Annotated in this window: 8 protein-coding genes; 5 read left to right on the forward strand and 3 right to left on the reverse strand. The window is 74.0% G+C overall.

The genetic code is table 11. The features are described from left to right. Positions 1-19: 19 nt before the first annotated feature. Positions 20-1,795, reverse strand: coding sequence for a phosphatidylglycerol lysyltransferase domain-containing protein (locus AFB00_RS16640; protein ID WP_083275576.1), 1,776 nt, complete (start codon positions 1,793-1,795; stop codon positions 20-22). A gap of 353 nt (positions 1,796-2,148) precedes the next feature. Here AFB00_RS16640 and AFB00_RS16645 point away from each other — a divergent pair, with 353 nt between their 5' ends. From AFB00_RS16645 to AFB00_RS16655, 3 genes are all read left to right on the forward strand, one after another. Next, a complete protein-coding gene (locus AFB00_RS16645) occupies positions 2,149-2,925 on the forward strand; it encodes a DUF2382 domain-containing protein (RefSeq protein WP_068798001.1) in 777 nt (258 codons plus the stop codon). 181 nt (positions 2,926-3,106) lie between these two features. Continuing rightward, entirely contained in the window at positions 3,107-5,038 is a 1,932-nt protein-coding gene (locus tag AFB00_RS16650; protein WP_068798002.1) for a S9 family peptidase, read from the forward strand. A 32-nt stretch (positions 5,039-5,070) separates the two neighbouring features. After that, entirely contained in the window at positions 5,071-5,496 is a 426-nt protein-coding gene (locus tag AFB00_RS16655) for a histidine phosphatase family protein (protein WP_197519557.1), read from the forward strand. Between the two features lie 29 nt (positions 5,497-5,525). Here AFB00_RS16655 and putP read toward each other — a convergent pair whose 3' ends face one another. After that, the gene (gene putP, locus AFB00_RS16660) at positions 5,526-7,037 is read right to left on the reverse strand and encodes a sodium/proline symporter PutP (protein ID WP_068798003.1); all 1,512 of its coding nucleotides are present in this window, start codon (positions 7,035-7,037) and stop codon (positions 5,526-5,528) included. Between the two features lie 34 nt (positions 7,038-7,071). Next, positions 7,072-10,533 carry a bifunctional proline dehydrogenase/L-glutamate gamma-semialdehyde dehydrogenase gene (locus AFB00_RS16665; protein ID WP_068798004.1) on the reverse strand — a complete coding sequence of 1,154 codons (3,462 nt, stop codon included), beginning with the start codon at positions 10,531-10,533 and terminating at the stop codon, positions 7,072-7,074. 118 nt (positions 10,534-10,651) lie between these two features. Here AFB00_RS16665 and AFB00_RS16670 point away from each other — a divergent pair, with 118 nt between their 5' ends. Together AFB00_RS16670 and AFB00_RS16675 are read left to right on the forward strand one after the other, a co-directional pair. Further along, the gene (locus tag AFB00_RS16670; RefSeq protein WP_068798005.1) at positions 10,652-11,554 is read left to right on the forward strand and encodes a LysR family transcriptional regulator; all 903 of its coding nucleotides are present in this window, start codon (positions 10,652-10,654) and stop codon (positions 11,552-11,554) included. A 103-nt stretch (positions 11,555-11,657) separates the two neighbouring features. Continuing rightward, positions 11,658-12,764, forward strand: coding sequence for an FAD-dependent oxidoreductase (locus AFB00_RS16675; protein ID WP_068798006.1), 1,107 nt, complete (start codon positions 11,658-11,660; stop codon positions 12,762-12,764). Positions 12,765-12,867 lie beyond the last annotated feature (103 nt).

A 12,867-nucleotide genomic window follows, 5' to 3' on the forward strand; every position in this document is an offset into this window, starting at 1 on the left:
GGCCGGTGTGACCCGCCGATCACCGCCGGAGCAGCCGCAGCACGGCGGGCGGGCGGCCCCCGAAGCCCTCGGCCTCCAGCGCCACCAGCAGGATCCGGGGCAGGTCGCGCACCGCGGGGAACAGCACGTAGCGCGGGTGCCAGGCGGGCCGGAACTTCGCGTTGAAGCGGTACAGCGAGTCGATCTGCCACCACCGGGACGCGACGCGCAGCAGCCGGGCCCAGGTCCGGGCGACCGGTCCGGCCCCGATCCGCTCGCCCCGTTCCAGCGCGGAGCGGAACACGGCGAAGTTCAGCGACACCCGGCGCACCCCGAGACCGGGCGCCGCCGCCATCAGCCCGGCGATCATCAGCTCGTTGATGCCGTTGTCGGCGCCCGGGTCGCGCACCATCAGGTCCAGCGACAGCCCGTCCGGCCCCCACGGGACCAGCTGCAGCATCCCGCTCGGTGCGCCGTCGCGGGCCGCGGTGACGACGACGGCGTCCGGGTCGGCCGGGTCGGCGACCCGCGAGGAGGCCATCGAGAAGCCCCGCTCGGGCTCCTCGCCCCGCCACCGCAGCGCCCGGGCGGCCAGGTCCGTCCGCTCCTCGCCGGTGCAGTCCGCGAGCCGGGTGACCGCGACCGTGTGCCCGATCCGCTGCATCCGGTTGACGGTCTGGCGGACCCCGCGCATCGGGCGTCCGTCGAGGGTGAACGCCGTCGTGTCGAGCACGGCCTCGTCGCCCAGCTCCAGCGCGTCCAGCCCGGCCTTGGCCCAGGCCGTCGCGCCCCGCTCGGAGCAGCCCAGGACGGCGGGGGACCAGCCGTAGCGGGTGCAGCTCGCGAGGAACGACTCGATCGCGCCCGGCCAGGCCCCGACGTCGCCGACGGGATCGCCGGACGCGAGCGCGACGCCGGCCAGCACCCGGTAGGACACGGCCGAGCGCCCGCCGGGTGCGAACACCGCGGCCTTGTCCCGGCGCAGCGCGAAGTAGCCGAGCGAGTCGCCGCCGGGGTGGTCGAGCAGCTCGCGCAGCCGCTGCTCGTCCGCCGGTTCCAGCGACGGCCGCGGCTCGGGGGAGCGCAGCAGGTGGTACCCGGCCGTCACGACGGCGACGACGCCGAAGGTCAGCCCGGCCGCCGCGGTGAGGTCGTCGAGCCACCCGGCCGCCGGGGCGAACGTCACCGGCCCGGTGATCCCGATCAGCGACAGCGCGGCCTGCGCGGCCTGCGCGGCGACCGACGGGTCGTCGAGCAGGCGGCGCGGGTTGAGGGCCAGCAGCACCCAGACGACCAGGAACCCGGACAGCCCGAACTGGACGAGCGTGCGCACCGCCCGGCCGAGCCCGCCGGGATCGGCCCGGGCGACGAACTGCCGCCGGGTGGCCAGCAGCGCGCCGAGCAGCGCCGCCACGAGCACGCACGCGACGATCCCGCGCCGCTGGTCGACGACGTGCAGCACGTTGACGACCAGCAGGAACGTCGCGGTTCCGGTCGCGACCCACCAGGCCCGCTGCTTGCGCCGGCGCAGCCCGGTGGCCAGGAATAGCAGCCCGGCCCCGGCGACCGCCGTCACCACCAGGGCGGCGAGACCGACGCCCTGGGGCAGCCCGAGCGTGCTGCGCAGCTCGCCGCCCAGCACCCGGCGCGGGGCGGGCAGCACCGCGCTGAGGACGGTCAGGAGGCCCACGATCCGGGCGGCCCAGACCACCGCCCGGACGACGGCGGCGTCGGACAGCCGTCGTCGCCGGGCATCCGGGTCCGGGGCCGGTGCGCGGGTGCGCCGGCCCGTGTCCTCGGTCGGTCCCCCGGCCACGCGCGCCCCCGTTCGGCTCGGACGCCCCGCCCGGGGCGTCGGGATGGCGCCGAATGTAGTCCGCGGCCGGGCCCGGCGCGGGTGCCGCGCCGCCGCGGCGGGACCGACCGCCCGATCGGGCCGGACGGCGTCCCGGTCGGGCGCGGCACAAACATTCCGTCCGGGGTCGCCCGAGCCGGGACCGCCGTGCACCCGGGGTCGTCGCGGTCCGGTCACGGCTGGGCCGGACGTGTGTCCGCCGCCACACGTCCGACGGAGACCGGCCGGTGCTGCGCATGGCCCCGGCCGTGCCGGTCCACTCCTCCGTTGTCCGACAACGCGATACACACACCGAGACCCACGGAGCGAGCAGGATGATCAGCAACGACATGACCCGCGACCTCATCGGCAAGCAGGCGGTGGACAACCACGGGGAGAAGGTCGGGAAGATCGGGCAGGTCTACCTCGACGAGCGGACCGGGGCGCCGACCTGGGCGACGGTGAACACCGGGCTGTTCGGGACGAAGGAGAGCTTCGTCCCGCTCGACGGGGCCGGCATGGGTGACGGTGGACGCGACGGTGCGGTGCAGCTCGCCGTGGAGAAGCAGAAGGTGAAGGACTGCCCGCACGTGGGGCGCTCCGACGAGCGGCTCTCCGGCTCCGACGAGAGCGAACTGCACCGCCACTACGGGGTGCCGTCGCAGCGCGGCCGCGAGGGGGACCGTCGCGCCGACGCCCGGGACACCGACCGCGACCGCCGTGGCTCCGGCGACGACGCGATGGTGCGCCACGAGGAGCGGCTGCGGGTCGGCACCGAGTCCGAGGAGGCCGGCCGGGTCGCGCTGCGCAAGTACGTCGTCACCGAGGACCAGACGGTGACCGTCCCGGTCAGCCACGAGGAGGTCCGCCTCGAGCGCGAGCCGGTGGCCGAGGGCACGAAGGCCGGGCGCGGCGCGATGAAGGACGAGGACTACGAGGTCACCCTGCACCGTGAGCGTGCGGTGGTGGGCAAGGAGACCGAGGCGGTGGAGAAGGTCCGGCTCGACACCCGGACCGTGACCGAGGACGAGCGCGTGTCCGACACCGTCCGCAAGGAGCAGATCGACGTCGACGACCCGTCGCGGGCCCTGGGGCGCGACGACCGTCGCTGATCTGCTGCCGCCGCGGTGCGCCACCCGGGACGTCGATCGACGTCGCGGGTGGCGTTCCGTCGTGCACCACGGTGTGACACGACGGACGCGCGCTTGACCCTGCCGCGACGGCACGGTGTTCCGTTCCGGGGGACAGGGCGCGACAGCCTCGCGCCGACCCCCGGAGAGATGGGAGCCCAGCATGACCGCGGCACCGACCCGGCCGGCCCTGCCCGAGCTGATCGACCTCGACGACTTCTTCACCGACGCGAAGTCCGGCGGCGCGTCGATCTCGCCGGACGGCACCCGGCTGGCCTACCTGGCGCCGGCGTACGGGCGTCGCAACATCTGGGTCCGCGGCATCGACGAGCAGCACGAGGACGCCGTCTGCGTCACCCACGACGCCCGGCGCGGCATCTCGACCTACTACTGGGCCGAGGACTCCCGCCGCCTGCTGTACATGCAGGACACCGACGGCAACGAGGACTGGCACCTGTACCGGGTGGACCTGGAGGACCCGGGCGAGCCCGCGGTCGACCTGACCCCGATGCCCGCGGGCTCGCGGGTGTTCGGCGCCGAACCGGTCCCCGGTGAGCCGGACGTCGTCCTGGCCTGGATGAACCGCCGGCCGCTGTTCATCGACGTGTTCCGGATCGACATCGCCACCGGTGAGATCACCCCGCACCTGGAGCAGACCGACCCGCGGCAGAGCATCCTGCCCGACCGGTACGGGAACCCGGCGTTCCACACGAACCTCACCGACGACGGCACGCTGGAGTTCTCCGCGGTCGACGGTCCGGGCGAGTACCGCCTGCTGTGCCGGGTCGGCGGCGCCGAGCACCCGGTGGGTGTGCACCCGCAGCAGGTGACGCCGGACGGGCAGGGCCTGCTGCTCGGCATCTACCAGGACTCCGACCACCTGCGCCTGGTCCGGGTCGACCGGGCCACCGGCGAGCAGACCGTCGTCGCCGCACTCCCGGACCGCGACCTGTGCGTGATCAGCGCCGCGGCGCCCGGCGTCCTTCCGCCGACGGTGTACACCAGCCGGCGCACCGGCGAGGCGATCGCGGCCCGGTTCACCGGCGACCGGCCGCACGTCGAGGTGCTCGACCCGCACTTCGCCGAGGTCTACGCGCGGCTCTCGGAGCTGTCCGACGGTGTGCTGGGCACGGTGTCCTCCGACGAGTCCGAGCAGCGCTGGATCGCGACCTTCGTCCACGACCGGAACCCGGGCGTGACCTGGTACTACGACCACTCGACCGGGGAGAGCCGGGAGCTGTTCCGGCCGTTCCCGCACCTGGACCCGGACGCGCTCGCCCCGATGGAACCGGTCCGCCTGACCGCCCGCGACGGGCTGGACCTGCACGGGTTCCTGACGCTGCCGGTGGGGATCGCGCCGGAGAAGCTGCCGCTGGTCCTGCTCGTGCACGGCGGCCCCTGGATGAACGACACCTGGGGCTACGACCCGGAGGTCCAGTTCCTGGCCAACCGGGGCTACGCGGTGCTGCAGATCAACTTCCGCGGCTCGTCCGGCTACGGGCGCCGGCACCTCACGGCGGCGATCGGCGAGCTCGCCGGGGCGATGCACGACGACCTCATCGACGCCGCCGAGTGGGCGGTGACCCAGGGCTACGCCGATCCCGCCCGGATCGGCATCTACGGCGGCTCCTACGGCGGGTACGCCGCGCTGGTCGGGGTCACCGTCACGCCCGACTTCTTCGCCGCCGCGGTGGACTACGTCGGCATCTCCGACCTGGCGAACTTCATGCGCACGCTGCCGCCGTTCGTCCGGCCGTACCAGGTCAACGCCTGGTTCCGGTACGCGGGCGACCCGGACGTCCCGGAGCAGGAGGCGGACATGCTGGCCCGGTCGCCGATCACCATGGTCGACCGGATCACGACGCCGCTGCTGGTCGCCCAGGGTGCGAACGACGCCCGGGTGGTGCAGGCCGAGTCGGACAACATCGTCGCGTCGCTGCGGGAGCGCGGGGTGCCGGTGGAGTACATCCTCGCCGAGGACGAGGGGCACGGGTTCGCGAACAAGGAGAACCAGCGGCGCCTGCACCGGGCGATGGAGCGGCACTTCGCCGCACACCTGGGCGGGCGGCAGGAGAGCGTCACCCCGGAGCAGTGACCGGTCGGTGATCGACATCCTGGCTGCGTCCGGTGCCGTCGGCGGCACCGGACGCAACCGAGGATCCGATCAGCCCGCGTCGGCGGCGCGACGGCCTCGCCGCCGTGTTCTGCTCCGACCTGCACCGCGCGGTGCAGACGGCCCGGATCGCCTTCGCCGGGTCCGGGATCCCGCTCCTGCTCGACCGGCGATTGCGGGAGTGCGACTACGGCGAGCTCAACGGCCGCCCGAGCGCCGAGGTGCTCGCACAGCGGACCGCCCGGGTACGGCTGGCGTACCCGGGCGGGGAGAGCTGGACGGGTGCGATCGCGCGGACCGCACCCGTCCTCACCGATCTGCTGGCCCGGTGGGACGGTCGCCGGGTCCTGCTGGTCGGGCACGTCGCCACGAGGTGGACCCTCGACCACCTCGTCGACGGTGCCCCGGTCGACGACCTGGTCGCGGCCGACTTCGGCTGACGGGAGGGCTGGGAGTACCGGCTGACCGGCTAGGACGCGGTGGTGACCCGGCCGGAGGCCAGCTCCGCCGCCGCGTCGAACTCGCGCTCCAGCTCGGCGTTCGGGACCCAGGTCGCCCGGCTCACGACGACCGCGACCAGCACGTTCGCCAGGAAGCCCGGGATGATCTCGTAGAGGTCGACGCCGGCGATCTGCGGGGCGTAGGCGTCCCACACGAACACCGTGACCGCACCGACGATCATCCCGGCCAGCGCACCCCAGTTGGTGAGCCGGCGCCAGAACAGGCACAGCAGCACGGCCGGGCCGAACGAGGCGCCGAAGCCGGCCCAGGCGAACGCCACCAGGTCCAGGATCGTGCCGCTCGGGTTGAGCGCCAGCAGCCCGGCGATCACGGCGACGGCCAGCACGCAGCCCCGGCCGAGCGCCATCAGCCGCTCCGGGGAGGCGTCCCGCCCGACGACCTTGTAGAGGTCCTCGACGAACGCCGACGAGCTGACGATCAGCTGGCTGGACACCGTGCTCATGATGGCGGCCAGCACGGCGGCGAACACGAACCCGACGACCAGCGGGTGCAGCAGGATCCGCGACATCTCCAGCACGACCAGCTCGGGGTTGTCCAGCGTGGCCCCGGTCCGGTGGAAGAACGCGATCCCGACGACGCCGCAGGTGACCGCCCCGACCAGGGTCGCGATCATCCAGCTCATCCCGATCCGGCGGGCCGGGCCCGCGGAGGCGGCGTCCCGCATGGCCATGAACCGCACGATGACGTGCGGCTGGCCGAAGTAGCCCAGGCCCCAGGCGGCGGCCGAGATGATGCCGAGCACGGTCGTCGCGGACAGCGCCGCACCGCCGATGAACGACAGCCGGGTCGGGTCGATCTCGTTCACGCCCGCCATCGTCTCGCCGGGACCGCCGATCGCGGCGATCGCGATGACCGGCACGACCAGCAGCGCGAGCATCATCATCAGGCCCTGCACGACGTCGGTCAGCGACGCCCCGAGGAACCCGCCGATCATCGTGTAGGCCAGGGTCACGACGGCCACGATGATCATGCCGGTCAGGTACGTGCCGCCGAAGGCGAGCACGAAGAACTCGCCCCCGGCGACCATCATCGACGACACGTAGAAGGTGAAGAACACCAGCACGATGGCGCCCGACGCCACCCGCAGCGCACGGGAGGTGTCGTGCAACCGGTTCTCGAAGAAGCTCGGGATGGTGATCGAGTTCCGGGCGACCTCGGTGTAGGACCGCAGGCGCGGCGCCACGAACTTCCAGTTCAGGTACGCGCCCGCGGTCAGCCCGATCGCGATCCAGGCCTCGATCAGCCCGGAGGCGTAGATCGCCCCGGGCAGCCCCATCATCAGCCAGCCCGACATGTCCGAGGCGCCGGCACTCAGCGCCGCCGTCCAGGGCGGGAGTTGCCGCCCGGCCAGCATGTAGCCCTCGTGGTCGGCGGTCTGCCGATAGGCGTACCAGCCGATGCCGATCATGACGGCGAAGTAGACGACGAGTGCGGTGACCTGGAAGGTCTGGTCCGGCATCTGATGAGCTCCCTTGCTCGTGTCGGATCGTGGTTCAGCGTGGCGCCGGCACGACGGCCGGGACCTCGTGCGGGTGCGGGGTACCGAAGCGGTGCGCGGTGACCGAGACCGCCTGCTCGCGCAGGAACGGCAGCAGCTCGACCCGGCCGGCGGTGACGACCGGCCCGTCGTAGACGGCCAGCGCGGGCGAGCCACCGGTGGCGGCCGCGATCTCGCTCGCCGGGGTGCCGATCAGCCGCAGCCGCCCGCCGGTGACGCCCAGCTCCCGGGCCCGGGTGTGCCAGGCACCGGTGTCGTCGTGGCGGACCGACGCGCCGAGCGCGACCAGCGCGTCGTGCAGCGCCGCGGGCAGCTCGGTCGCCGTGCTGACGGTGACCGGGGCGGAGACCCTGGCCCCGGCGGCGACGATCCGCAGCAGCTCGGCGGCGTGCCCGCCGCCGTGCCGGACGGTGACCGGCATCGGGTGGTAGCGCAGCACGTTGTGCTCGCTGACCAGCCCGGTCGCGTCCCGCGCGATGCCGAACTCCTCCCGCAGCGCCGTGACGTCGGTGCTCAGCGCACCGGAGAGCCAGGCCAGGTCCGCCTCGTCCAGGTCGGCCGCGCGGGCACCGCGCAGCACCCGGGCGGACAGGGCGTCGTCCGGTGCGTCCGCGCGCACCGGCGAGTCGGTCCAGCTGCCCAGCCCGACGAGGTAGTTCGGGCCACCGGCCTTGGTGCCGGCGCCGACCGCGGACTTCTTCCAGCCGCCGAAGGCCTGGCGCTGCACGATCGCGCCGGTGATGCCCCGGTTGACGTAGGCGTTGCCGGCCTCGACGGTCGCGAGCCAGGTGTCGATCTCTTCGGGGTCCAGCGAGTGCAGGCCGGAGGTGAGCCCGTAGTCGACCTGGTTGACCAGCTCGACGGCCTTCTCCAGGGTCGGCGCGGTCATGATGCCGAGCACCGGGCCGAAGTACTCGGTGAGGTGGTACTCCGAGCCGGGCTGCACGTTCTCCCGGACGCCGGGGCGCCACAGGGTGCCGGTCTCGTCGAGGCGCTCGGGGGCGATCACCCAGCGCTCGCCGTCGCCCAGCGTGGTCAGCGCGGAGAGCAGCTTGCCCTCGGCCGGCCCGATCAGCGGGCCGACCTGGGCGCCCTCCTCCCAGGCCCAGCCGACCCGCAGCGAGGACACCGCGTCGATGAGCTGGCGGCGGAAGCGCTTCGAGGTCGCGACCGAGCCGACGAGCACGACCAGCGAGGCCGCCGAGCACTTCTGGCCGGCGTGCCCGAAGGCCGAGCGGGCGACGTCGCGGGCGGCGAGGTCCAGGTCGGCCGCCGGGGTCACGATGATCGCGTTCTTGCCGCTGGTCTCGGCGAGCAGCGGCAGGTTGGGCCGCATCGAGCGGAACAGCTCGGCGGTCTCGTAGGCGCCGGTGAGGATGACCCGCTCGACGGCCGGGTGCGAGATCAGCTCGGAACCGAGGCTGGACTCGTCGAGCCGGACGAAGCGCAGCACGTCCCGCGGGACGCCCGCGGCCCACAGCGCCTCGGCGACGACGGCGCCGCAGCGCCGGGCCGGGTCGGCCGGCTTGAACACCACGGGGGAGCCCGCGGCGAGCGCGGCCAGCGTCGAGCCGGCCGGGATGGCCACCGGGAAGTTCCACGGCGGGGTCACGACGGTCAGCGCCGCGGACTCGTACCGGGCGCCGTCGACGGTCTCGAGGTTGCGGCCGGACTCGGCGTAGAAGTGTGCGAAGTCGATCGCCTCGCTTACCTCGGGGTCGCCCTGCTCCAGCAGCTTCCCGCACTCCGAGCCCATGACCTCCAGCAGCTCGGCGCGCCGGGCGGCCAGCTCGTCACCGGCCCGGTGCAGGATCTCGGCCCGCTTGTCGGCGCCGAGCGCGCGCCAGGACTCGCCGGCCGCGCGGGCGCCGGTGACGATCTCCTCCAGCTCGGTGCGGGAGGTGACGGTGCCGTCGGTGACGGTCTGCTCCCCGAGCACCGAGTCGCGCATCTTCGTCCGGATGCGGTCGCCCCAGGTGCGGTTGGCGGCCACCGAGGTGTCGGTGTCGGGGGTGTTGGTGAACCCGTGCAGCGGGGCGGGGGCCTCGGGCCGGCTGCGGTCCTGCGACCGGTTCGGCGCGGGCGGCTCGGTCGGCATGATGGCCACGGAGTCGAGGAAGCGGCGCTTCTCGCGCTCGAAGAGGTCCGGGTTCGCGTCGAGGTCGAACGCGGCGGACATGTAGTTCTCCGGGGAGGCACCCTCCTCGAGCCGCCGGATCAGGTAGGCGATCGCGACGTCGAACTCGGCCGGGTGCACGACCGGGGTGTAGAGCAGCAGCGAGCCGACGTCGGCCCGGACCGCCGCGGCCTGCGCGGTGGCCATGCCGAGCAGCATCTCGATCTCGACGCCGTCTCGACATCGGCGGCGCCCGGCCAGCAGCCAGGCCAGCGCGATGTCGAACAGGTTGTGCCCGGCGATGCCGATCCGCACCGCAGCGGTGTGCTCCGGGCGCAACGCGTAGTCCAGGACGGCCTTGTACGAGGCGTCCGAGGCCAGCTTGCTGTCACACGTCGCGAGCGGCCAGTCGTGGACCTCGGCGTCGACCTGCTCCATCGGCAGGTTGGCGCCCTTCACGACGCGGACCTTGATCCGGGCCCCGCCCCGGGCGACGCGGGCGGCCGCCCACTCCTGCAGCCGGATCATCACCGACAGCGCGTCCGGCAGGTAGGCCTGCAGGACGATCCCGGCCTCCAGGTCGGCGAACTCCGGGCGGTCCAGCAGCGTGGTGAAGACCGCGAGGGTGAGGTCGAGGTCCTTGTACTCCTCCATGTCGAGGTTGAGGAACTTCTGCCCGCCCGGGGCCGTGCGGGCGAGCCGGTACAGCGGGGCGAGCGCCTCGACGGCGTCGGCGACGGCCTTGTCGAACGACCACGGGTCGTGCGGGGCCACGGTGGAGGAGACCTTGATCGAGACGTAGTCGACGTCGTCGCGGGCGAGCAGCGCGCGGGTGCCCTCGACCCGGCGGGCGGCCTCGCCCTCACCGAGGATGGCCTCGCCGAGCAGGTTGATGTTGAGCCGGGCGCCGTCCTGCGAGTTGCGGATCCGCTTGATCGCCGGGCCGAGCCGGCGGTCCGAGGCGTCGATCAGCAGGTGGCGGACCATCTGGCGCAGCGACGCCTGGGCCACCGGGACGACGACGCCGGGCAGCACCTTCCCGGCCAGCGCGCCGGCGCGGACCGCGGCGCGCAGCGGCAGCGGCAGGAACTTCGGGATGATCGGCACCAGCGCGGCCAGGTTGCGGGCCGCGGCGCGCGGGTCCTCCGGGCGGATCACGCCGTCGACGAAGCCGACGGTGAAGGCGAGCCCGTTGGGGTCGTTCAGGACGCCGGCGAGGCGCTGCGCGGAGGCGTCCACCGGCTCGCTGCGGCTGTTCTCCAGCCAGCGGCGGACCAACGCGACCGCGTCGTCGGCCAGTGCCTCATCGATGACCACTGCGGTCGGTCGGTCGGTACTCATTCCCCTCGTCTCCTTCGTGTCGGGGTTGCCCGGTTCGGAGGAGCGTCTCAGGACATACCCTTCGCGAATAGCGACGAAATGAGAAGGATACTGTTCGGTAGAACCGAAAGGTGTGTCCATGTGGGATCTCCGTCGCCTCCACCTGCTGCACGAGCTGCACCGCCGGGGCACCGTGACCGCGGTCGCGCAGCGGCTGAACTACAGCCCGTCGAGCGTGTCGGCTCAGCTCGCGAAGCTGGAGGACGAGGTCGGGGTCCGGCTGCTGGAGCCCGACGGCCGCCGGGTGCGGCTGACCCCGCAGGGCGAGCGGGTCGCCCGGTACGCCGCGCAGGTGCTCGACCTGGAGGAGAGCGTCCGCAGCGAGCTGCGCCCGGACGAGGCGGTCACCGAGACGGTGCGCCTGGCGACGCTGGAGACGACCGGCCGGGTGCTGCTCCCGGCGGCGCTGACCCGGCTGCGGACCGCGGCGCCCTACCTGCGGGTGGAGGCGTCGGTGCTGCCGCCGGAGGTCGGACTGACCGAGCTGGAGGCCCGCGGGTTCGATCTCGCGATCGCCGAGCAGTACCCCGGGCACACCCGGGCGCACCGGGAACGGCTTGACCGGCAGGTGCTGGGGACCGACCCGGTGCGCCTGGTCGTCCCGGCGGTGTCCGGGATCACCGACCTGCCCGGCGCCGCCTCGATGCCCTGGGTGATGGAGCCCGAGGGCACCGCGGCCCGGAACTGGGCGGTGCAGCAGTGCCGGGCCGCCGGGTTCGAGCCGGACATCCGGTTCGACTCGGCCGACCTGGAGATCCACGTGCACCTGGTGCGGGCCGGGCACGCCGTCGGGCTGCTGCCGGACCTGGTGTGGACCGGCAACGCCGTGGGCGTCCGGCTGATCGAGCTGCCCGGGCCGTCGCACCGGGAGGTCTTCACCTCGGTCCGGGCGGCGGCGGTGTCCCGCCCGGCGATCCGGGCGGTGCGGGCGGCGCTGGCCGAGGCGTTCGACGCCGTGGGCCGGGCCGGCGTCCCCCGCTGAGCACGCCCCGGTGCCGCCCGAGGCACGATCGCCGCCCGCGCGGACCCCTCGCCCGCACTACCGTGGCCGGTGCCCCGACGACCGCCGGGCAGGGAAGGAACCGATGACCGCCACGCTGGTCGTGGGCGCCGGGATCGCCGGCTGCGCCGTCGCACGCGTGCTCCGGCGCCGCGGGCTCGATGTCACGATCGTCGAGCGGCGCCTCGAACCTCCGCGCTCCGGGACGGCGCTGAACCTCCCGGGCAACGCGGTCCGGGCGTTGCGGTCGCTCGGGATCGACGCGGGGCCGCACCTGTCCGCGTTCCCGATCCGGCGCCGGGAGTACCGCAGCGCGACCGACCGGCTGCTCTTCTCCGTGGACGAGGCCGGATTCTGGTCCGGCGTCGCCGAGTCCTGGTGCGTGTCGCACGCCGAGCTCGGCGCGGAGCTGGCCCGGGGCCTGGACGTCCGGTTCGGCACCCGGGTCCTCGGGATCGACGACGGCGCGGGGGACGGGCCGAGCACCGTGACGTTCGAGGACGGGACCCGGCGCAGCTACGACCTGGTGGTCGGGGCGGACGGCATCCGGTCCGTCGTCCGCGGGATCGTCTCGCCGGCCGTCCCGGCTCCGTCGGTCATGACCCCGGGCAGCTGGCGGCTGGTCACCGCCGACCCGGGCGTCGAGCACTGGACGGCGTGGACCGGGCGCCGGGGCACGTTCCTGCTGATCCCGATGGGCGGCGGGCGGGCGTACGGCTACGCGTCCACCAGCCGGGGCGAACCGGTGGACACCGACCCGGAGTGGCTCCGGCGGACCTTCGGCGGGTTCCCCCGGCCGGTCCGCGAGACGGTCGGTGCGGTCCTCGCCGGTGACGGCCGGCTGCACCACGCGCCGGTCGAGGAGCTGCGTACCGACCGCTGGCACCGGGGCGGGGTCGTGGTGGTCGGGGACGCCGCGCACGCCACCGGCCCGGTGTGGGCGCAGGGGGCGGCGATGGCGCTGGAGGACGCCGTCGTCCTCGGCGAGACGATGGCACTGCCCGGGACCACGGCCGAGAAGCTGGACCGCTGGGAACGACGCCGGCGTCCGCGGGTCGAGCACGTGCAGGCCGCCACCGACCGGATGTCGCGGATCGCCGCGCTGCCCGACCGGCTGCTGCGCCTCACCACCCCGCTGGCCGGCCCCCGCTCGTACCGCGCGGCCTACCGCCCGCTACGCGCCACTCCCTGAGCCCGGCCCCCGCCCCCGCCCCCGGCCCCCGGACACACTCATGGAGCTTCAGCCCGGTGACACCGGGCCGAAGCTCCATGAGTGGATAGGGGCCCGGGATACT

The sequence above is a fragment of the Pseudonocardia sp. HH130630-07 genome (genome assembly GCF_001698125.1).
In the GTDB taxonomy this organism is placed as follows: Bacteria; Actinomycetota; Actinomycetes; order Mycobacteriales; family Pseudonocardiaceae; genus Pseudonocardia.

Bases quoted from the DNA above. Each gene is read 5' to 3' on its own strand.
- AFB00_RS16665 (WP_068798004.1), bottom strand. From the start codon at position 10,533: ATGAGTACCGACCGACCGACCGCAGTGGTCATCGATGAGGCACTGGCC.
- AFB00_RS16670 (WP_068798005.1), top strand. From the start codon at position 10,652: ATGTGGGATCTCCGTCGCCTCCACCTGCTGCACGAGCTGCACCGCCGG.
- AFB00_RS16650 (WP_068798002.1), top strand. From the start codon at position 3,107: ATGACCGCGGCACCGACCCGGCCGGCCCTGCCCGAGCTGATCGACCTC.
- AFB00_RS16645 (WP_068798001.1), top strand. From the start codon at position 2,149: ATGATCAGCAACGACATGACCCGCGACCTCATCGGCAAGCAGGCGGTG.
- putP (WP_068798003.1), bottom strand. From the start codon at position 7,037: ATGCCGGACCAGACCTTCCAGGTCACCGCACTCGTCGTCTACTTCGCC.
- AFB00_RS16675 (WP_068798006.1), top strand. From the start codon at position 11,658: ATGACCGCCACGCTGGTCGTGGGCGCCGGGATCGCCGGCTGCGCCGTC.